Raw genomic sequence first — 24,507 nt, 5'->3', positions numbered from 1 at the left:
CTGAGGTATCCCCACATAATTATAGAAAGATTGGACGTGCATAAACATTTATGATCAAATTTATTTTGCCGATAATTTTGAAGAGAGATGCTATGCACGCCCCTGAATTTTTACATGAATTACTACGTCCTGTCATGCATTTAAAGAGATTATCTACTCTTGAGCGCTTAATAACTGGGCTATTAAAAGAAAAGAAACTCTCTGTCACTCAGCTTGGCCGCTCAATAGAAAATAAAGCACAGGAAAAAAACAACATAAAATGCAGCGATCGATTTTTAAGTAATGCCCACTTATGGGCAGAACGCTATTCCATCTATAGGCAAGTGACACAGTTGACTGTTGGGACTAATTCGAGGCCTCAAATTATAGTGGATTGGAGTCATGTACCAAATACCACCTGTTATATATTGAGAGCCGCGCTAGTAGCTAAAGGGCGTGCACTGACGCTTTATGAAGAGGTTTTTCCAAAAAGATTGGAAAATAACCCAGCTGTTCACCAACGGTTTTTAAAAAAAATAAAGAACCTATTGCCTGACACGTGCCGTCCCATCGTTATAACGGATGCAGGGTTTTGTAAACCATGGTTTCACTCAGTTAGAGCTATAGGGTGGGATTATATAGGGCGAGTAAGAGGAACAAAAAAGTTTCGAATTCATGAGAAAAAAACCTGGATTAGTTATAAGGAGAGTGAAATGCAAGCAACTGCAACAGCTCGCTATTTAGGTGAAGGACAATTGACAACCACCCAACCAATAACAACCCATTTTTATTTAATTAAACTTCCTAAAAAATATAGGGTCAGCCTCAATAAATTAAAAAAGAAGAGTCATTATAAAAAGGATATAGAGCATTCTAAATCAGCAAATGAGCCCTGGTTAATCGTTGCCTCAATGAAGAGACTACCCCGCCTCATTATTAATATCTATGCCTCCAGAATGGAAATTGAAGAAGGGTTCCGTGATTTAAAATCGTCTCAATTTGGCTTTAGCTTTGAGCATGCTTACTCTACTAAAATTAGACGCATTCAAGTATTACTTATGATTGCAATGCTTGCTTCATTTATTCTTTATCTATTAGGTTGGATAGCAGAGGAAAATCAATGGCAATACCAGTTTCAAGCCAATACTTACAAGCATAGGCGCGTTCTTTCTCTTTTTTATCTAGGGTGTAGAATCATAAAAAAGCAACTTCTAATAACTTCTAACGACATAGACAACGCTTTACAAAAAATTCGCTTTTTTTGTTTAGCTGATCGGAGGGAAATATTATGAGGGGATCCCTCAGCCCTGAGGGGATCCCTCAGGGGCGAGGGGGCTTTCTTTGGATTTCTAAATTTTATCTTGAATAAATAACGTCAGAATTACTCAGGCCGAAGGTGTCATACAGGATGTGATAACTGCTAACAACGCGAAATATTCAGTTTTTTCCCGCAAACATAAGCGTTGCGCAAGTCTTTAAAAATACCTGCTGGCATTCCTTCGGGCAGAGAAACGGTTGAGTAGTCTTCGTGAATGACTAAATCATGGATGTGTTTTCCCTCAAGCCCCGCTTCATTGGCAATGGCACCGACAATTTGACCTGCCTTGGCACCATGTATTTTACCCACTTCAACACGATACACTTCCATGTTTAAGGCTTCAGCTTGTTTTTTTTGCTTTTTGGGGTTTTCGTTATGCCTTTTTGGGTTATCGGCATGTCTTTTTGGTCTATCGTGGCTAATGGTTTGTTCTTGCTTTGGTTTGTTAGATTTAGCTTTCGATTTTGATTTGGGCTCTTTCCAAATCATTGATGCGATCACCGCTGCCATATCAATGGGAGAACAGTCGCATTCATCGATTAAGTCTTGGATCACGGATTTAAAATAGTCAGTATTTTTGTTAATCAGACGGCTTTTGATTTGCGCTTTTAATCGATCCATCTGGGCAACTTTGACTGCCTGATCATCGGGCACCTGTATTTTTTCAATTTTTTGCTTGGTCGTTCGTTCAATCGTATTTAGCATTCTGGATTCTTTAGGAGTGACAAATAAAATTGCTTTACCAGAACGGCCAGCACGGCCAGTACGGCCGATACGATGAACATAGGTTTCTGCATCAAAGGGAATGTCATAATTAATCACATGGCTAATGCGATCAATATCCAAGCCCCGCGCAGCAACATCGGTTGCGACTAAAATATCGATACGTCCCGACTTTAAATCATCCACTGCTTCATTGCGAAGGTTCTGACTAATATCGCCATGGATTGCCTTGGATTTGAAATCATTTTCGACTAAAAATCGACTCACTTCTTCGGTGAGTTGTTTTGTTCTCACAAACACAATGACGCCTTCTGTTTTTTCAATGCTCAATAATCTTAGCAGGGCATCATTTTTTTGATTCATATTCGCAAATAAGAATTGCTGGTGGGTTTGGCTCACAGTGGCTGTTTTAGATTGAATCGAAATGGTCTTTGGATTCACCAGGTATTGTCCAGCAATCGCGCGGATCCGAGCGGGCATTGTTGCTGAAAATAAAGCCATTTGCCGCTTTTCAGGCAGTTTCGCTAATATCCACTCCACATCTTCAATAAATCCCATGCGGAGCATTTCATCGGCTTCATCGAGCACAAACGCTTGTAAGTTATTCAAGATTAACGTTCCGCGGTCCATATGATCCATGATTCTGCCGGGCGTGCCAACAACAATTTGAGCACCTGCTTTAAGCTGCTTTAATTGATCGCGATAAGACTGGCCACCGCAGATACTGGCAATGTTAATGCCTTTCATGCGTTTACTATATTGCTTAATATTATCCGCCACTTGTTGGGCGAGCTCACGTGTGGGCGCAAGGATCAATATTTGCGGAGCATCGATTTTTCGGTTTAACTTTTCCAACAAAGGGAGTGCAAAAGCAGCGGTTTTACCGGTTCCTGTTTGCGCTTGCGCAATGACATCATGGCCTTCAAGAAGCATTGGAATGGTCTTTTCTTGAATAGGAGAAGGCTGATGGTAGTCAATTTCTTTCAAGGTGTCTAATAATAAAGACGATAAATTCAACTCTGAAAAAGACAGAGAGCGGGACGTGTTTTCTAACATAATAAACCTATGGATGCGATGCGAGGCGGCGTTGATATAATGAACAACATTATAACAGAATTATCAAAAATAAATATACTTTTGATAAGGAAAAATGAATTAAACACTTTCCCGCAATTATTTTGATTGATTATTTGTCAGCCTCATTAAGGTTGTTTTGATAGTGAAGGATCAGGTTGCTCAATCGATCTTTTAAACTGGGTAAGCAATGCGTGCAAACTATCATCATACCCTTGCTTTCCAGGTTGGCTGCGAGGGGGAAAATGCGTTAACCCATGTTTGATTTTTGCCTCTAATTGCTCTTTTTCGTGTCTATCGGCAGAATTGTTAAAGTAGGTTTGTGATTGCTTTTGTAGATCATGAATATAGCTTTCACGTAAGGCTTGATCGGTTTGATAACCGAAACACCCTAAAACGAAGGCAATGAGGTTGCTAAAAAAGTCTTTGACAGCATACTTTTCTGCGCGTTTATTAAGATATTCATTAAACAAACCGAGTTGTTGATGGATGCCAAAATAGTTCACAAAATCAGCATTCGCTTGAATCGGTGATGTGGCAAATAGCCCTGACTTACTTAAATCAGGTTGATAACGGTTTTCTAAATTGCCGAGTTGGGTAATCTTTTTGGCTTCCAGCAAATCGCCAAATAAGCGTTTTAAATTTTGAATGGAGTAATAGGCAAAGTCCGTTACGAGGGCATAATACTCATCGGATGTGCTGAAATATAACGTATGTCCTTTATAATATTGGCCTGGCGTTTTTGTGGGATCTAAGAGTGCCGTCCAATCATTATCGCCGGCATTAATGAGCATGGATTTTAGTGTTCTTTCATTGTCATTGTCTTCAATTTCACCCAATTCATCACCGCGATCTTGGATATCATTAGCGACCGTATAGGCATCTTCGCCACAACGATCGATAATTCGAATGTTGGCATTTTTCGCTTGAGCCAATTGTCTAAAATACTCCGGCGAACCGCAACATTGGATTTTCACAGGCGGTCCGTCGTATTCACTAAGAGCTTGTTGCATGCCTTGGATCATCGCTTCTTTTATCTGGCCTTCTTGTTTTAACCCTTTGATAAATACACCCATGCCAAAAGGTATTAAAACAATATCGGTGGTATCAGTTTGTTTAGCAGCGAGCAAAATCTGCTGAATGGTGATCTTGGAATGTGCTTTGACATCAGGAAGGGTTGACTCAATGGATGATGAAGGGGTAGTTTTAAATCCGCGATATTCAAAGCCTGTTACACTGTATATATTTGTCTTCTTATGGGGTGCATCGGTAGGCGTTTGTTTGAAATGGAAGGTTGGGCTATCTGTTTCGTTTCTGGCCTCGTCCGCGTCGAAAATTCTGTCAACGGTACAATAGTGATTGCAGTGCGAAAATGCAAATAACATGCTTGAGTCAAGCCAACTGTCGTAGGCTTTTTGGGATGTCCAGCCAAGCTGTTGCCAGCGACTGGGGTGCAACCGTCCACTGGCATTTGCAAATTCGTCATGTTTTTTTAAGCACTCACGAATCGTGATATTTTTATTTTCTCCAAGCTTAGGGAACATGAATGGAGTATCGCTTGTTTGAACAGTTAGGTATGAATCAAAAAAAGCCTCGGGTAGATTGGTAAAAATTCTCGTTGACTTCAGGCGTTTCGTTTGTTCGGATTGGTCTTTTTTATGTAACTCGTCAACGTAGGATTGACTTGGTAGTGCGCCGCCTTTCAAATTTTCAGGGACTTTTTCTTCATCACTATACCAATAAATTCGGGATTGGGTATGGGGAGGCCAAGAGGCCATTTTTTTGCTTTTTGGCATGATGATTAACCTAAAATAATTGACAGATGGAATAATAAATACAAATAAATTATAGTCTAAACAAGGTAGAATTTAAAAGGTTTCCAGATAGTTAGTGTATAGGATTTGACCCTTCTTCCAAGTCCTGTATTAGCGATTTCTGTAATAGGTAATGATATGTCCCAAATCTTGAATAGGCGTTTCTGATTTTGTAAAAAATGCCATACTTTTCAGGGGGTGATTTTTTTTCGCCCATTGCTCATAGGCGTTAATATAGAACTGATAATGGCCATTTTGCTTGACAAACTCCAGGTAACTTGTTTCATCAGCGAGTTGCTGAAAATCCTGCAAATCTTTTTGACTGGGAGTAAGTAACGTTGGATATTTGCTTATTAGCTCCAAGTAGATGCGACAAGACTCGAGAAATGATTGGTGCTCCGCTTTTTCTATGAAATTTGCATATCCCTTCCCATTATTAAAATTGCAAAAATGAATTTTTTCGCTAGTTAATTCGTCATTGGTAGCATTGCAAAGTTCAAAAACCAATGTCTGGACTAACTTATCAAGGGGCAACATATGATTAATCCAAATCATCGACTGTTTTGGAATCCATAGACCTTGTAAAGGGATACCCTTATCGTTGGCCGTAAAGCTCACGCGGGCATTTTGGGTTTGGGAAAATTGGGCGAGTTTTAAAACAAAGTAGTTAGATGCACAAGCGAGCTCAATGACTTTGGCTATCATTTCTACCGTTTCATCCTCACAATCAACTGAGAGAGATGTCGCTAATTTCGGATTTTTAATAATAATTGTCTGCACAGTAGCATTTCAACAAGTTGCTTTTGTCATGCTTGATTATAACAAGGAATCATTAAGGATTTATTATCCAGTGCAATAATTAGGGGCTTTCTCTTTGTACCGGACAATTAATTCGTGAACGTTTGCGCGTAATAAAATCTTAAGAGTTTTGAGTTATAATCTGAATATATTGGTAAAAAGTTGAGAAAACGAATGGCAAATCCCTTACCATTTATTGTTGTCAGTGGCGTAAAAGTCGCTCCTTTTAAACATTTTGGCAAAAAGCCCTATGGGCCGCTTGTCAATACCTCACCCCTGGAAACACATGCTATCACTCAACAGGTTAGTGTGAATGGTCTAGCCTATATTTTCCATTGGCCCTCGTCTGAACAAGCATTCCATGCACAAAAGTTTTTACGCCTAAAAACTAAATATGCCGCAAATCATCCAATGCAAGGTGTAATCGATCAAGCGTTACATGCCATCGAAATTGTAAAGCCAAAAAATGGAAAGACATTCCTACCAAGAGATGATTTTGACCCCATCAAAAACTGGTTGGCGTCTCAATTAGGTACGGATATGCTTACATTGGATAGATGGAGTGATTCTGACTACCATTCAATGCATAACCCTCAGGGTGGGCTGGATTACAGCAAAAATCCACCAGAACCGTTTACCCGGCAATTCATGAAAGATGTTATTCGCATGAAACTCGAACAACATGCGGATTTAAAACAATTAGCAATGGATATGGCAGAGCAAGGCATCCTGCCCATCGAAGTGAGTCGATTTGATATGAACTGGGCTTCAGGAGAAAATGGACTGGGTAAAAATATGCTCGGAGAAATCATTTTAGAACTGGGTAATGAGTATGTATTAGCAAAAAATCCTCACTATCAGCTCCCCATTCCAAACCCAAAGTGGACTTATGAACAACTTCAACGAACCCATGCTCATTTAATCGCGCATGATAATCTAGACAAAGGAATTGATGTTATCCATAAGAACAATCACTATATCCCTTCGAAGTCGTCAACTTCATCCGCCACTTCAACAGGCAGCACACCTTTAAACACTTGGTTTGATAATGCTCGTCAGCATCGGGTTGTCGAGCGGCGCCGTGGGGCGGACTTACAGTTGCATTTCTATCCGAACGGTCAATTAAAAGGAGTATTGTATCGGATAAATGCTCACTCATCTTGGCAAACGGGGGATATTAATTTTCCCGCTGCACAACAGTTGTATCAAGAATACCTCCAGCAACAAAAGGCAACGACTCACACTGATATCCCACCAAGTAAACCGGTTACGACGCCGTCACCGATCCCTGATGTAGTGCCAACTCCGAAATCGACTTCGTCTAAAGGAGTTGATACGCTGCCACATCTTAAGAAATTATCTCCACAAGAGCTGTTAGACAAAATTGGTTTTGACGATTGCATGCTGCAATTAGACATTTTAAGAGTCAATCTCGAGAGCAAGGACAAGCTAAGAGCAAGCGCATTGAAAGATTTTACCGATAGAATCCGAGAAGCAAGAGCTGACTGGGTCGTTGAAGGGACAATTGATGTAAAGGGGTTTATTGACCGATGTGCGCAAGCGCAGAAAGCAGCACAAAAAAGCCCATTGCAAAATTTTTCAGAGTGGAATATTTTAGCCCGTAGCTTTATGCAAGCAGTCAACTGGATTGCTACTGTTTTCCAATTAGAGCCGGTTTTTCAATCGAGCGATTATAATCAAATTCGCTTATTTTCTGAAAAGGTGAAAGCGATGAATTCGGAAAATAATTTGGATGCTGAAAAGCCCTCACCCTAACTCATTGCCAGCTGACCTTCAGCCGATTGCTTAACGGCTTTTGCTAGATCTTCTAACCGATAAACAGTCGCTTCGCGGTCTGTTTGGAATAAGACATGTCGATTGGTTGTGACTTTTTCATACAGTTTATAAGCACCATACACCGGCATCAATAAACAGGCGGCTAATTTTAATAAACCAACCAGGGCATTGGCATAGGTCATTTTATCATCCATTTGTGGCCAAGCCTCTGCAATGTCTTTTGCCCAGCCATTGGCTAGATCATGGATATGCTGCATGCTTTTATGGTAGGTATTTTGGTAGTCGTCTAATCGCTGCAATAAGGATTGATGTAGGTTAAATTCAACCGTGTGCACGTCTTCGTTGCGGAGGGTGGCGGCCATGGTATTTAATAATTGTTTGGCTTCAACCAAGGCTTGGGCTTGTTTAATGACCAGCCGCAGTTTTGACTGTTCGGGCTCGACAATTTCATCAATGACGGATTTTCCGGGTTGGCTTCGATTAGTCAGGATTGTAATTTGATGTTCAGCGGGTAAGGTCTGTAGTAATTGAAACATCGGCTGATAAAACGCTTTATTGTTCATCAAGGCAATAAAATGATTGCTTTGTGGCGCGCCATAAAACACGCTCACCCAAAGGGTTGTTGCTTCAATGGGTACGATTCCCGAACGAGATAACAGTCGTACTTTGTCGGCATTGGGTAGTGTTGATATGGTTTGGCATAGCATTTCAAATTGATCATAGCGTTTTAAATTGACTAAATCCGCAAATAAGCTGAAGTTACTCGCATTTTGCAGTTCTAAAATCTCAACTTGGCTGTCCACGGGCAAGCTCATAAAAACTGAAAACGCTTGATCAAATAATTGAGGGGACTGTTGGGCTAATGTTTGTAGTAAATGATTGCCATTTCTTGGATCTTTTTGTTTTAACAACGTGGTAATATCCGTTTTTGTTAATCCACCGAGTAACTGGATAGCCCTTTTTTTAAGTGCCTCATTGTCACTATGTAACATCCAGTGAATCAAGCTATCACTCGTTTCCTCTTCACCCACACAAAGCCCCCCTTGAATATGTTTTGGAAAGGATTCGATGATAGCGAGCAATTCAAACTGCAGTGAAGGCGATTGTTGCATAAACGATTTCAAACCCAATCGGTTGTTATCGTTAATAGTCAATAAAATTTCAATTTGTGCGCTTTGGGGGAAGGATTTAAACCGCTCAAATAAGCGTTTTCGATAAGCTTGAGGAACTCTCGACAATAGACCATTATCATTGGGTCCTGCTTTTTGGGCAAATAGGTGAATTTGATCGGACAAGCACAAATTATCATAAAAGGATAAGAGGGATTCATATAGATCGGGCGAGCTTTCTAAACAATCCAGCAGCGTTTTTTGCTCGCTATCTTTTTGACTAAGGATTGCTAATTGTGTTTGGCTTGGCAATTGACCTAACTGGGCAAGACAGGTCACCAATAACGGGATATTGTGCTTAGCTAGGGTATTTAATAGGGGTGTCGAAGCGTTATTGGCTTGAAAAATGGTTCCTTGTTGATTAGGCGTCAATTGGATTAGGCGATTGATGAGTTTTTGTTGGCAAGGCTTATTGTCAGAAATCGCTTTCACCAAAACATTCTGCCCAACTGAATCTTGAAGACAAAAGAGTGATGCTTGATTTTCCAAGGGTAGGGTATCAATCAAGCTCATTTGCTCGTCATTTAAGAGGGATAGGATAACCTCGGCGGATAAATGGGATAACACATCAAAACGGCTATCGGCTGGTAACCTATTTAGCCAATGAGAAAATAGGCTTTGTATCGGTTTATCTTGACTTGTCAACCCATCGATCATCGCTTGACGATTGCGGCTCATTAGGGCTGCAACCTCATTAACCGGCATGGTCAACGTCGTACTGATTAGGCGCTGGCAAACATTGAAATCCCGATTAGCGATGGCCTGTCTCAATTGTTCGGACGGGTGTTGCCAAAAGTCTTCAATGATGCTTTTTCGTTGTTCTTGTGAAAATGTTTCTATCCAGCGCATCGTGGTGATAAACGGCGTTTTACCATGGCTTAAAGCACGTTCGATCATGGATTGTTCAGCAGGTGGTGCTAGCATGGTCATTCGATTTTCGGTGTCATAGGGTGTGATGACTTCTTGCAGTTGTTGGCATAAATAAGCCGATTGCGGTTGCCCCAACGCCAACCAATATAAATTAAGCTCTTGGTTATTTTGATGGGCTAAGAGCTGCCTAATCTGTTCAGTTGATAACAGATGGTTCATTTTTTTAATAATGCTTGGCAAACGATGCGGCATTCGCAAAATGATTTGGCCAAGTAGGTTATTCCCCAAACCATCCCGTTCACCTAATTTATTAAATAAGGTCTGTGCGTTAGCACTTTCCAACAGCTCATACGATATGAGCACGTCGGCAGATTGCATCTTCATTGATGTTTGTAATATCATCTGATTGGAGCTTTTTTTATCCAAACTTTTTAGATAGATTTGTAGTTTGGTGATGATATCGTCTGGTGTGAATTTTTCCGCTAGCGCTAACACGGATAAGCCACTCGTATTTTTCTGCAACATGATTTGTCGTTGTACTTTTTCGTCTGGGATCGATTTGACCTCGCAAATCATGTGATTGACCAAGGAAGGATTATTTTCAAGAATGAGCATGAATAAATTAGAATGACTCGCATCTTTGTAAGCTAACAGTTCGCCCAGTGCATTTTGATTACTTTCCAGTGCATTTTGATTACTTTGATGTAGCAACTTGTATTTATTATACAAGCCAAGAAACGTGGTTTGATTGACACAGGCAAGACTCAAAAAATCGAACCAGATAGCCGTTGGCAATTTCGCGAGGATGTCGTCTAGCTTCCCACTATTTAGACCATCGAGCGATTTTAGTAACTGATCCAATAGCTTCGCATCTTGTTGATAAGCAATCCCTAAAGCATGTTGTTGTTGACGGTTACGCTGGCAAAGCAGTTTCACTTGCTGATCGACGCTAAAACCTGCCATTAATGGCATGATTTCATCCAGGCGACTGGCATCTTGTTGCAAAACCCAAGTAATTAAATTATCGCCATTCGCATTGGTGTTGCTAACTAATTGATAGCGCTTTTCAACCGACATGCCTTTGACAGTCGTTAACAATTCCGGTAATTGCTCTGGATGAAAGCTGGCGGTAAAGGCTAGCATCCCATTGCCACTTGCATCGGTTTGATTAAGCGATTCGAAATGACTGCTTGCTTTGACATGACTCATCACGGACGTTAAATATTCTGGCGAATATATGGATGACAAGAAGGGCAAATGCCAATTGTTGGGACTTTTTTGTTGCCAGATGACGGCTTGCTCATCCGTTGATAGGTCGTTTATCAGAGAAACGATGGATTCATAATAGTCGGGCCTTTGGGTCAACGCTAATGTTAATGGTGAAAAGCCATCCCGATTGGTCGTTGTTAACAAACGATTCAGCGTGGGCGTTGGTAATTTTTTCAATGCATTAACGAGGGTTAAGGAGGGCTTTGATTGATGTAACATCGCAACTAAAAGCGCATGATTTCCTTGACTATCCACCTGCAGAAATTGGCTACTTTTTTCTTCATCAGGAAAGTTATCAAGTAAGGTTAACACCTTATCAAAGTTTGCTGGTTGACTGCGGCAGGCTTTTAAGAAAAATGATTCACCGGATGGGCTTAAGGTTGTGAATAGGGACTTAAACTCAGAAGCGGGTAAACTATAAGCGACCTGTAGGATGGTATTCAAGACACCTGGCTCGGAATCAAGCGCTAAAAAGGGCAAATTGAGGCCATGTTTGTTAATCGGGGCAACTAATTTTTTTTGAGCATTTGGGGTGCACTTGCCGAATAACACCATTAATGGGGTAACTGCTTGGGGATAATGACTCATCGCCATCATCAGCAACGTATCGCCTTCACTATTGGTTTGTCCTAATAGACCGGCAATTAATTGCGATGGGAATTTGCCAATTAAACCACATAATTGCGCAAACGCTTCCGCATTGCTTTCCATCGCCATCATCAACAAACTCGATTGGTTCTTATCCAATTGATTAATAAATTCTAATTGGCTTTCTTCATCCAGTTTTTCGATGGCTTTAAATAAGGCTGGCAAGGCTTGAGGGCGTCTTTGAAGGATGATCAAAGGCAGAGAATCGCCTGACGCGGTTTTTGACATTAATTCGTTTTTAAGCTGGCTGGTCGTTAACTCGGAGCTGCCTTCTAATAAAGTGTCTAATAGATCGGGATAACTTTGCGCGGCAATCATTAGCACACTCATGCCATTGCTAGCCCGTTGTTGCAGTAATTCCCCTTTAAACTTGGAGCGCTTAAAACCATCGACAAAACTGTTTATGAGACTGGGTTGCTGATCAAAGGCATAGAGAAGAAAGTTTGGATAGTCTAAATGCAAATGGTTTCTGATCAAGGCTTGTTGTTCTAATACTGGGATGTCCATGACTTGGCGAGCCAGCGGTTTATGATCGGTTTTTACGGGATTTAAGGTGTAATTAGGCTTTTGGATAGCTTGTTCTAATTCGGTGGTTAATGTTTCTATCGCTTTTTGTAAGCTATTGAAATCATCTGTTTGTAGGTGTTGTTGATGAATGCTGATTTCATGCGTAAGGTCTCCCGCTGTTACCCCCATACAATAGTCGGTCCCTTGCTTGGAAATTTCGACGGGATCTTTAATTCGTTGTAAAATTGGCCCTAGATTTGGGACTTTTTTGAGGTATATCTGCCTTAATTCTTCGGGTAAGCTATCCCAGTAATCAAAAAATTCAACAATTGCCTCATTGGCTTCCGCCGCAGCATTGTAGGTTTCGCCTTTTCCTCCATGAGAACTCCCTGCAAATAAACCCTTCGCAAACTGACTCAGGCGGCTAAAAAAATTGCTTTTTGGATCTTTGAATATGGCTATATTTTGCATTAATCGGACAGTCATTCCCGAGTGATTCGTTAACTGTTGAATTTCAGAATCCAGCAGCGGATCACTTTTTTTATCCACGTTATTGTCATACATTTGTTCTTCGGTAAACACCATATGGATGGGTTTTTTGCTATCGCTTTTAAAATAATAATCAATGGTGGAACAAATGGGGATAAAGCGCTGACTGTCTTCGGATAAAATAAATTCATGCAAGCGGTATTGGTGGATGTTGGTGCCTAATGCGATATCCTCGCAGGCTTTTAAATCGGGCATGAGGATAAAATAAGGGCCATCGCCAACAGTCCAATCATCGCATTCGGATAAGTCTTCCGGTAAGGGCGATAAATGCAAGGCTAAGGCGTAACACAATTGATTCAACGGATCGCGCGGTTGTGCGCAGTAAGCCTGTGAGGTTCCTTTGATGTCTTGCCAGCGGTCACTCAATAATTGTTTAAGCGCATGTTGCTGTTTTTCACCGTGCTCGTCTGTCAGGATAGCATTAATTTTGGTGAGTAGTTGTTGATTGCTCAGGTGATACAATACCTCCAGGTCGGACGTTGCCAGGGACATTTGCCGTTTTACTGCTTGATGCGTCACCTTGACTTTGTCGAGCAATTGTTCGACCTGGGTTTTAGGATTGAGTGGTGTTGGATTACTCATATTTTCCTCAAATTTTGCTTATAACACGAATGTATCGCATCGTTTTCTATCGCATTTGGATTTCAAAATTAGCCTGTTGCTCCACTGGACCACTGATAGCAAAATGCCCTTGCAACATCGGCAATAAATAACGCAACTCGTTGGGTAAGTCGCTGGCATTTAGTTTCAAGATTGCTTGTTTGCATCGATGGATCGCCGCGGGATCATCTGCATCGGTATTGCGTGCGTAGGGCTGGATTTCAACCACGAGCGGGTGTCTTGAATCCAGTCGTTGCCAAAGTTGATGGATGATGCGCTTTTCTTGTGTGGTCAACCAGTCTTTGGCTTTTTGTTTGGTTTGGTGGCTAAGTGATGCATCATTGATGATATCTTTGCACACTTGCAGGCCGAGTTGTTGGGTAATATCCAACAAGCGGCTGTAACCTTTTTGATTGGCTATGCGATTTTTGCCATCATTATCGATGATGGCTTGCTGGGTCTTACTAAGGGCAACCAACATGGATTCATAAAAGGCGGCTTTAGGCTTTGGCTGTATTGCTTCTTCGTCGCTATGGGTGAGCGATTTTAATTCGCTAAACAGGGATTGTGCTTGCTGCCAACGCGTTCGATTAATGGTGAAATAGTTGAGCCAGCTGCCTGTGTATTGCTGTTCATAGGCGTGAACCAACTGATCGTAATAAAAGACATTGTCACCCAACTCCGTTGGATGGCTCTCGGGTTTGGCAACAAACGCTAACTCCATGGTTAGACTTTTAATCGATCGTAATAGGTGGCTTAACCCTCTAGCACGTTGGCTCTCAGGGAGTTGATCCATTTGTTTTTTGATGTCGCCTACTTTGCTAATTAACGTTTGATAAAAGGACCAGCATTTTTCTTGTAAGCTAGCGGAAAACGAAATTAAGGAGTGAGTAATGCTGTGCATTAAACTCATTCGTTTCGTCCCATTGTTTTCTTGATTTAAGGTTCCAAAAAGACTTTCGTAAGTCGGGATGTTTTGTTTTAGTCTGGTTGGGGCATTCTCAGGTGTTTCAGACTCAAGCGTGTTGGCTATTTTCTGTGCTTCATAGACGGCTGTTAAATGAACATTATCGCTTATGTGATGTGCTTCCCATTGGCTTAACAGGTGATGCCATTGATCCAATGATAACTTATCCATCGTTTTGCTATCGTGTTTGACTAAGTTGATAAAGACGCTTAATCGCGCAGGATCATAGCCTTCGTCGTATAAGGTACACACCCTTTCTTTCAGTGATGGTGCTAAGCTACCTGCTTGTTTAATTAACTGGATTTGCTCTGCAAATGCTAGCTTTTTAGTCATACTCGTTTGCCATTGGTGCCAGACGTGTGCGTTATTAAGACTGAGTTGCGACTGCTTAAGGCTATTGAACTGATTCATCACCGATTCGATGCCATTTCGCTGCAAACATTGCGCTAAAATGGCATTTTGTTGTTTGGCTTTTTCGGGAAGACCCGCTGCAAACAGTTCGTTATGTTGCTCAAATAGGGTTATTATTCTCGATAAATCGTCCAGGGATGTCTTTTCTTCGTCCGGTGAGAAGCTTGCGCTAAAGAAATTCGCATAGGCATCCGAAGTCAAGGTGTGTTTGGCTCTTAGTAATAAGCTCAATGCGCTTTCATAGTGGCTGCCATGTTGTTCATAAGCCAATAAACAAGTATAGGCATCAAATTCATCATAGCGTGGTTGGCTTAATTGACGGAAAATAATGGTAGCTTCATCCAGTTTATTCTTGCTCTCTTTGTCTAATATGATCGCTTGTGCTTTTTTTAGCAGGGTTTCGGGAAGGCCTTCTTCTGGCAATGAATTTTCTGAGGTGGTGATCCCTTTTCGAATGGTAAACTGGTTTAATGCTTCGCCAAGTTCTCGTAACGCCTTCATGGCATGGGGAATGGTTTGGCTATTTTGGTCATCGGCAATCTTAGTCACCCGTTTGCTAATGAGTGAAAAAGGAATATTCGCGGGTAATGAGCGGATTTGCGGCATCAATTCTTTTTTCATTTCAGCGGCTTTAATCGTCGATTTGCCGTATGCGTCATCGATAATTGTCTCTAATTGAAGGATTTCTTGTGCATTTAGCATATATTGCTCCGCGATAAAATGAATGAAGTGAATATTGTCATCGTCCGTGGCATTTTTCAGGCAATCCGGTGCAAGAAATTGGCTGGCATCGATACGTCGATGCGGGTAATGGAAAAAGATGTCTAATAAGGCGTTAATCGTTTCTGGGTAGGTATTATTAAGTAAGACATGGTGTTGTTTGAAATAGTTTAAAACGGTATCGAAATAGTCCCTATCTTCAGGTTTATTCATGTCATAGCGACCTAGTTGGCCTAACAAGGTTTGCCAATGTTGTTTGCTAAGACGTGTTGTTAGCAGCTTAGCTACATCGGTATCTTGGTTAATAAACCTGTCAAAACAAGCAAACTGGTTTGGTGTTAAGGTTTCCCAATCGCGTTCCCAGAGGATATCGGCAATATGGCTGATACTTTGCTGGCTGGTAAAGCGCCTAAAACCATCGGAATCGTGGTTGATAAACCCTCGGCACGCTAAGCGCATTAAAAAGAGGCTTGTTTCACCAAGTGTGCTCATATGATGGGCATCGGGGTTTTCAACCGATTGTGCACAGGGATGGTCAAATAGCTGGGATAAACAGGATAGTTTGTCGACAAAGCCTGGCGATGTGCGCGCGATATCAAATGTCTCTACCACTTGGCTCATGTAGGCTAAGGGGATATAGGTGAGCGTGGTTACAGGGAGGGTCGATAACAATTTAAACAGCGCTTGGCTGTCATTAACGCTGAAGCTACTGTCTAACAACCCATTATGCTGACTGGCCTTTACGAGGGTTTTGTAAAACACATCTAAATCATTGAGCCCATTTTTGGAGGGGCCATAAAAGAGGTTTTGTAATGACTTGGGAAAATCCGATAGCACTTTCGGACCAACACGGGTTAACCAATCTTGGTAAAAATGAATGACTTCCGTCATATCGTCTTTTTGAGTAGGCGTTGATACTTTGGTCTCGATATTTTCATTATTCCAAGCCAATTTCGTCATGCTTTTCACGGATTTCAGCAGGGTTTCTTTATCATCTAATAAGCTTGCATCCAGGTAATCGGGATATTTACAAGCAAACCATTGCCACGCCAGTGTCGCTTTTTCATAAAAAGCATTGAGCACAATTTCATTATCTGCGACCGCACCATTCATCCGTTGTTGCCAGGCAGACTCCATCAACGCTCGGCAGCGCAACCAATCTTGACGGACCGCATTCATAATCACCTGATCTTCACCAATATGGTGCATCAATTGGGCAATCACATGACTTGAGCATTCCGAAACAATGGCTTCTTTGCTGCGTATGTTTTGCTCACGCGCAATTTTGATTTCATGTTTTAAATAGTGAACGACGCGTGTCTTGAGGTATTTGGTTTGGTTTTCTTCATTGTTTAGGAGCCAATCCCATTTATGGCTACCGCGCTTTTGGTGCTTTTCAATTTTTTTCTTAAGATGAAGGGCTTCTCTTTCCATCAATTGTTTGAGTCTGAGAGCGTAATCATTGGATTGTTCAAAGTGTTGGAATGACTGTTTGATTTTGGCAAAATCAATGATATCAATCAGCACCCCTTTGGCGCCATTTCGTCCTTGACGACCGCCACTTTGTTTGGCAAAGCGCGGGATATTGGCATTGGCGCGAATCACTAATAAACCGGCTTCCGTTTCGGGTTTAATATCTGTTCCTCTTGCCATACGGGAGCTATTGACAATGGCACCGGCCTTACCGGCTAAAGGAAGAATGTCACTTTCAAGTTGTCCACTATCGTTGGTATCGCAAATGAGTTTTTGGACCATTTCTTTTGGCAGTAATTGGGCAAGGCGAGAGGATAAGGCTTTGACGGCAATATCGTCTTCACTGACTAAGAGCGTGGGTTGTTGCTGGTATTGCTTTAACCAATTGACGATTGCTTGTTCGTAATTATCTTGCCCCTCACAAAAGATCATGCCTAGATAGGTTGTTTGTGATAGCTCATGTGTCGGTAATTTCACCACGTGGTTGATATTGTATCTTTCCTGATACACAGCCAAATCACCGGCATCCCCCATCGTGCCTGAGCACCCTTCGATTTGACCGTAATAGTGCTTAATCAAGGAAGGGACGTTTTGCGATAAGACGATGTCGCTATCCGGGGCAATGAAAAAGTTGGGTTGCTCATTGTTGGCTATGGCTTCTTCGTTTAAGCGAACATGCAAAAACTGATGGACGCGTTCACTATAGGTTGCGCCACCTTGAACTTGGTTATTGATGACTACTTTGGCAATGCGGCCTTCAAGGGTTAAGCCATCGGATAAGGTGGTGGTATCGGTTTGGATACAAAAATCGCGGTTTTCTTGAAGATTATTGGCAGTAAAGGCAGCCGATAATAATGAAGCCAGGATTTTGTCACGTTCAAGGATGGCGGCCTTTTTATCCGTTACCTCGTTATCAACAACGGGTGCTAGGTATTTTTTAATAAACGTCGACTGAACCGGGGCAAAATCGGCTTGTTTTTGGAGAAACTCGCATAATTCTTTTAAGTGCTTGGTTCGCGAGATATAAGGGATGCCATTTTCATTGATGGGTAAGGTCTCTTTGACCGTTTGAAAATAGCGCCAGGTTGCTTGATACACCCAGGCGTCATAGTTATATAACTTCCCAGAATCCCCGCCAAAGGAAAAATTAAACATCGTTTGTTCGTCAAGCAACACATGATCGCCTTCATCAAAAAAGGCGACGCGCTCTTTGCTGCGGTAATTGATGTAGCGCTTGCTATTTTCAGACCAACAATGCCCGGATTGATATAAGCTAAAGCTTCCTGGGGTCATATAATTGATTGCCCCAAAGACATCGTCACCCACTTTGTAGTCATTTTCATCAGAATTTGGCAGAATATGGGTATGTTCAATGCCAATTGCGTCTAAAATGTAGCCAAATTCCTCATGGTCACGACTGGACAAACTTTCTTTGGCGGTAAAAACATCCACCACTTTTCCGTTAAGCGCATGGAAAGCAACACGCAAGATGGTAATAATACTTTTGCCTTGGCCGGTTTTAACTTGATGAAATAAGCTTTCATCGTTATGCAATGCGGCATAAATCAAATCAAGCATTTGCGTGTGATTGGCCCATTTCCCTGTTTGTCGTAACAACACTTCACGAAGCATGGATAATAATTGTAATCGATAGGTGATTTGCGTTGTCTCATCTGTTGATGCTTGCAGCCACTGGGCTGTTTGTCGAATGGATGTCTTTAACGTTTCAGATGAGATATTGGCAATATCATGCTCTTGGGCATACGCATTCACATAATACAAAAGCCCCATAATTTGCTTTTGTTTTTCATCGCTAATATAACCCGAATTCTTTTCTTTAATGCCGCCTAAAATGCGTTTCAATTCGTTCTTTTCGGGCTCAGTGACACTGAAATGGCGTAACCCATTGGCTTGATCGATGGTCTCAAATTGATGAATGAGCTCATCAACGGAGTGATGGGGTAATTCCTTAATCAAATAGTCCGCAGAGGGTTTAGGTGGGTTGGCACAATACGTAGCAAGCTTTTTTAAGTCCGTATGACTGAGTTTTTGCAACAAACGCAATAGTTCAGGTCCATGGGTGGCATCGGATTTTAGGGTGTGGATAGCAATCACTTCAATATCAGGGGACGTTTGTGTGCCACCTAACATGAAAGGTGCTAGCCTTTGTAAGGGAGCGATGGAACCCGTTTTAGTCAGGTTCATTAATAATTGATGTCTACTTTTCAACCAGGTTGTCTGCGACTCGAAGTCGTTGGGAAGATATAATAAACGATCTATCAGGGGATTGCGCACTTCAGGTGTGAGTGAAGCAATGCTCAGCAAAGCGTTGGCCATGTCCGTTTGATAATGGATGTCAATGGCATCGAGCTGGTAGATGACGAAGTGACTAATTATCCATTCAAATTGGGCCTTATCCATACCCTTTGCCTGCATTTTCAGTAAGGTTGGTCTTACTTGATTGGCTATCTGGGCATTGACAATGGTCTTAACGAGATTTTTTAAGGTTGGCTCACATTTCGCTGATAGGCTATTTAAGTTTTGATTAGTTAGTTGTTTTCCGGTTTGGGCTACGACTTGAGACAGCATATCCGAAGGAAAGTGTGATAACTCATCGTGGTTAGCCTGCATCAGGCTTTCCAAGATGTCCGTGAGCTGTTGTAAGCTCATTTTGGCAGGTGCCTGCTTTTGAATGTGTTGGAGTAAGCCCCCTAAGACAATGGCTAAATCATTAAAGTGCGGCTTATTATCAATGCGCTTAAACTGAGCAACTAACTGGGTGAACGCTTGTTCAGGAGTAATTAAGTTGGCTTCAATGGCTAAATGGGGGACAAGCCTTGCAATTAACGTCGCATTTTCGTTGGCATGTTGGGGCAGCAGTTGTTCTGAGAGTTGTAATTGAACCTGTTCTTGCTCTTTATTGGTTAGTTCTCTAAATGCCGCATCTTGCTCTTGAATATCACAACCATGATTCACCCATTGGGCAATGATTTGTCTTCTTAGGGTATCTAACTCATGTAACGACAGCGGTTTTTCATCCAACTGAGATAATGCGCTAAGAATCGCTTTGCGATCGGGTAACCAAGTTGACTGGCCAAAGGCGATACTTTCTAATTGTGTTAATAAACGTTTTTGGCAGACTTGCACATCCAAGTTGCTGCTGAAGGGCCATTTTTCCCAAGGTTGATTTTCCGCCATTAATAACCAAGGGGTCTGGCGCATTGCGGTTAAATAGTTTTCATCATCGATTGCTACGCCCAACATATGCGTAAGCTTAAGGGTAATATTGGTTAAGCCTAAAAGGGATTGACTTTCAAGGTATTGACAAGTTTTGCCAAGTGCATTTAATGACGCTATGCGTTTATTTTCTGGATATTTATCTAATTTACTTAAGCCATATTTCTTTAATACGCCGACAATGAGGGGTAGATGGTTATAGTGAACATGATAGTGATTTTCACGGTTGGCATTGTCTAGTTTAAATTGTCGGTTTAGCCAGTCAACGACATCTTTCATGTTTTCATGGCATAACGATTTTACGACCGCTTGGCAGACTGTCTTATCCCAATAGGCAATATTTTCATTGCCGTGGGTCAGGTGGATCAATAACAATCGGGCAACCGGGTAGGTAACTTTTTTGTTTTCTAGGAGTGGTTGAATGTCTTTTGCGTAATGTTGGTATTGCTTATAGTTAATTCTTAATTTGGTCGAGAGATACCGGCCGAATTGAACCGCTAATCCTTTTTGGGGAATCAACTCATCCCAGATAGGCTCATACCCTTTTTCTGTGTCACCATACTGAAATTGTGTCAATGCCAAATCATTGGTCCAATAGGGAGCTTGGTTGTGGCGCATGGCATAATATAGGCCATTGTGGGACCAATCGATTTTATCGATATTATCTAAAATAGCTTGTTGAGCCGTTGTTTCATACAATTGACCTTCGCTCATTTTCAAACAGTGATAGAGGCGATCCAGCCATACCACCGCTTCAAAGGGGTTCTTGCTGTCGATAAGCCTGGCAACGACGTCTTCATTAATAGTCAATTGCCGTGCATCAATATAGGAAATGAGGGTTTGGTAGGCATACCATAAGCGATCATAGCGCACGAATCCCGTTTGTTTTGCTTGTGTTTCTAGCAAGCGAAACCAGATGTTAATATAGGCAGGTGATTTATCTTTCAGCGTGATGAGACTTAACCCCATGGCATCGAGAATGGGCTTTGTTAGCAATTCGCTGGCATTGTCGCTGTTGGCAAAGATCACTTTTTGCCAAGTGGTAAAATGTTGTTGGCCAAATGTTTTATACAACGTGTAAGCGATGCGGAGAAAATGCTGACTGCCAAGCCCTTCTTTTTGTGTGTCAAAGTAATAACATAATTGTCCAAAGGACTTGAGTTGGCTTGCATCCAGGGAGTCTGTAAATACCTTAATAAATTCCGTTGCTTTGTCATAGCCCAATACCCCTTGGGCCCATCCACCAATATATTCTTTAATGCTATTGATAGGAACGGGTCGCTTGATGTTCCCTGCCACTTCATGGCGCATCATTAGGAGGGAAATATCCGGCCACTCGTTATTGATGTGTGTCTTATAGATATTTCTCAGGCACTCGGTTTGTTTTTGTTTAAATTCAGAGGCGATTGAGTGGCTGGCAAGATGGTGCCAAAAGGAAACTTGACTGTCTTCTTTATCGCCTAATAAATGAAATTGACGAAAGTCTCCGGCAAAATTAACAGCCTTTTCTTTGCTATCTAAATGGGGAGTAAACGGGTTTCTTAACTCTTTGCTTTTGCCTTCCCATTCATAGCGTTCTTGTTTGTATCGCTTTTCATCATAGCAAAGGATATACGCATTGTTAGCCTTGGGATGATAAGCCAGATAAAATCCAAACGGTAAATGGTCTAAGACAATACCCATTTGGAAATTAGCGCGATGTTGTCTTATTTTTTCAAGTGCTTCGGGTTCGATATATTGAATGGTATTGGCGATATCAATGTCACTTCCCACCCATTGACTAAATTCTTTGCGCCAGTTAACACTCGCTTCGCTGAATTTAAAATAGTCTTGGACCGTGGTGCGAGTCACCAAGCGGCTCAGATCGAGTGGATATCGTTTGATTTCGGGCGCTTTTTCTTCATAAACCACCCGTTTATTTTCAACTTGCTGCACAATTTCATGACGCGCTTCGACATTTTGCTGCAACTCTTGTTGAATACCCGGCGTGTTGGCTGCCAATAAAAAGGTTTCTTCTTGGCCATGAAAGGGTTGAATAACACGGTGCTTTCGATTGCGAATATCCACCATGGGGTCAAGCGTTCCGTTGGCACCTTGGTAAAAAATAGCGGTGTTTTCAGCTAACTGCTTTTGATGGTGCAAACGCTGATTATCCAGGATTTTATTTTGTAGGGCGCGATAGCGGGTTTTAAGCTGATTTGCTTTGACATCTTGGCTGATTTGCTCATCTAGCTCGGGAATACGGATTAAGGCAATTAATGGTTTTGCGGGGAGTGTCGCTAGATTTTCAAATGCCAAAAGCCAGGCATCTTGTTCCTGCTCAGAAAGGATTTTAAATTCATACAAATTAATCGTGTCTGCTTCGGCATCAAATTGATATTTGCAATCACTGATTGTACGGAGTAGTTTCGACGTTTCTTCGTAAGTGGCTCTGGTTGAGGGATGGGGTAATATCAAGTGGATTTTGCTGAATTTAGGAATACAGCGCTCATCGTTGATAAAATTGGTTAACTGCTCGTTTAAATGCTCAATATATTGCGCTGAACTAATCAGACGATCCCCATTTAAATCAAATAACACAGGGATATTTAGCTGTGGCGTTTCATGGATGCTATGCCAGTGTTTTAAATAGCTATCGCGTAGGTGATCAAAAAATGCGTCTAATCCTAAACGACCCATTTGTGCAAATTGGGCGAGCTGCCATTCAAACGCATCGGATTTGGGGGCCTTGTTAGGATTAAACCACTCTTTTCGCCAGCCTTTTTCAAGCTGCAGATAGCGTTGGATGGCTTGGGAATCAAACTTGTCACTATGTTGTTTAAATAGTTGTAAAGTCAGTTTGCCTGCTTCAAGCCAACGATCATCGAATGGCAACTCTGCTAATGGGATTTTATAGGCTGTGTGTAATAAGCGATTACAGGCGGCTGCATTGCTTAACCGCACAATCGGGGGAAAATGACCGGGGTTGATAGCCTCATGGTCGCTTTGGATGTCAAAGCTCACATAATTTAAACGCTCGATGACTTTGTCAAAAATGTACATGGGCACATCGGGCATATCGTTTTTTGAGGCGGGCGTTAGGGTTAACGCCATCTGCGAGACGGGTTGGAAGCAGGCCATGAAGCAAGCTTGAACAAAGTTTTCTCTCTCAATCACCGTTGCTAAGGTAAAATCTTTGTCGGGAGACTGATTGGGTAGCAGGCGAATCGATTTTCGATCGACTGAATCTAAGAGGCTGCTAGCCTCTAAAATTTTTAACGCTTTAAGTTGGCCATCATCATAGAATTCGCCTTGAGTAATCAGTTGATGCCAAGGGGTTTCACTGAATGGCTCGGCATATTGAAATCGTTTTGCAGTAAGCTTTGTTTTAGATAACGTCGTGCCTGAAATGGGAAGCAAGGATTCCCAAACATAGGCGATTAAATGATTGAGAGAAATGTTATTTCGATACGTGTCTAAATGTTCTGTGCGATTACTCTTAATACAATAAGGCAACACACGGGCGAACAGCTGATACTGCCAAATCTGGTCTTTTGGCAGATGTGCGTAACTTGTCCCACAGTCATTTTCAATCTCAACAACCGCATTGACTGGAAACACTTCTCTAATAGTATTCAGCTTGGTTATAAACGTTGGATCCGTTGTGAGGTTGCTTGGCACGTAGAGCGTGTTGGTGTTCTGGTGTTTATCCAAGAAAATCCAAAAAGGTTTATTCGTGTCACCGATGTTAATCAGCCAGCTGTGGCAATGGCTTTTGCTGATTTCATCTAATTGGTCTAATTCATTCAATTCGACCGGCATGACACATGCGACCTTTTGTCCTTCGACAGTGGGATAGGTTGCCTGTGGGGAAACATAGCCCCCACGTTGGATATTAAAGTGTTGAAAAAGAAGTCGATATATATCAAGGCGAGAAAAACGATAGGCTGTTGGATCCTGCAATGTTGGCCAGGCTTTGTTTAACGAGGGAAGTGATGAGAATAAATCAAATTTGTTTTTTATCAGCTTTTTTAAAGGGTAGTCATGCAGCCGTTTTTGAAATTTATTGTGATCAAACCTAGGCCAACGAATGGATGGGATTCCATCTAAATTGTCCAAACGCCAATGATTGTCATAATAATCACTTTTATGTTTTAGCGTGTTCTGAATGATCGATTTAATATACTTATAAGACAGAGACTGTTGATGCGTTTGATTGGCTAAACTGGAAAGCCAGGGATGCCTTTGGTAGAAGCGTTCGAGCTCACCCACAAAATTGGCATCTTTGACTTTCTTTTTCCATTGATTTTCTAATTCGGGTTTTACCGAGTTGTCAAAGCGAGAGGAATATTCAAGACGGATACGACTGCGGATAGTTTCTTTTTCATTCCAAGACAGCGTCTGATTCCACCAATTATTGTGTTCATTTAATTCCTTTTCCCTTCGGTTAATAATTACCTGAGCTTCGCTTTCCATGTCAAAGGACTTGGAGCTTAGCCATTGTATTCTAAAATCGGACATTGCTGAATGAAGCAAGGAGTCGCAAATGTCGTTAACAAGGTTCGAGAAGTTCATGTGCTCTTGAGATTATCAAAGTGACCTGAA

7 protein-coding genes are annotated in these 24,507 nt (G+C 41.6%); 2 read left to right on the top strand and 5 right to left on the bottom strand.

Annotated features, from left to right (window positions below; translation table 11 throughout):
• Window positions 1-50 precede the first annotated feature (50 nt).
• Entirely contained in the window at window positions 51-1,271 is a 1,221-nt protein-coding gene (locus tag AB3348_RS14200) for an IS4 family transposase (RefSeq protein ID WP_367608272.1), read from the top strand.
• A gap of 128 nt (window positions 1,272-1,399) precedes the next feature.
• On the opposite strand, the gene AB3348_RS14195 is transcribed toward AB3348_RS14200, so the two are convergent.
• The 3 genes from AB3348_RS14195 to AB3348_RS14185 form a co-directional block, all read right to left on the bottom strand.
• Window positions 1,400-3,076: a DEAD/DEAH box helicase gene (locus AB3348_RS14195; protein WP_367608271.1), complete on the bottom strand. Its 1,677-nt coding sequence runs from the start codon at window positions 3,074-3,076 to the stop codon at window positions 1,400-1,402.
• Between the two features lie 146 nt (window positions 3,077-3,222).
• Complete coding sequence (locus AB3348_RS14190) at window positions 3,223-4,890, bottom strand: hypothetical protein (protein WP_367608270.1); 1,668 nt, start codon at window positions 4,888-4,890, stop codon at window positions 3,223-3,225.
• A gap of 129 nt (window positions 4,891-5,019) precedes the next feature.
• Window positions 5,020-5,688: a hypothetical protein gene (locus AB3348_RS14185; RefSeq protein ID WP_367608269.1), complete on the bottom strand. Its 669-nt coding sequence runs from the start codon at window positions 5,686-5,688 to the stop codon at window positions 5,020-5,022.
• A 192-nt stretch (window positions 5,689-5,880) separates the two neighbouring features.
• Here AB3348_RS14185 and AB3348_RS14180 point away from each other — a divergent pair, with 192 nt between their 5' ends.
• Window positions 5,881-7,482 carry a hypothetical protein gene (locus AB3348_RS14180; protein ID WP_367608268.1) on the top strand — a complete coding sequence of 534 codons (1,602 nt, stop codon included), beginning with the start codon at window positions 5,881-5,883 and terminating at the stop codon, window positions 7,480-7,482.
• Here AB3348_RS14180 and AB3348_RS14175 read toward each other — a convergent pair.
• On the bottom strand, window positions 7,479-13,097 hold the full coding sequence (locus AB3348_RS14175) for a hypothetical protein (protein WP_367608267.1): 5,619 nt from the start codon (window positions 13,095-13,097) through the stop codon (window positions 7,479-7,481). The genes AB3348_RS14180 and AB3348_RS14175 overlap by 4 nt on opposite strands.
• Before the next feature lie 46 nt (window positions 13,098-13,143).
• On the bottom strand, window positions 13,144-24,378 hold the full coding sequence (locus tag AB3348_RS14170; protein ID WP_367608266.1) for a hypothetical protein: 11,235 nt from the start codon (window positions 24,376-24,378) through the stop codon (window positions 13,144-13,146).
• Window positions 24,379-24,507: the final 129 nt, after the last annotated feature.

The organism is Legionella sp. W05-934-2 (genome assembly GCF_964199965.1).
Classification (GTDB): Bacteria; Pseudomonadota; Gammaproteobacteria; order Legionellales; family Legionellaceae; genus JAFIFT01.
Note: the sequence above shows the minus strand (reverse complement) of the source record. Positions and strands in the feature narration are given on the sequence as shown.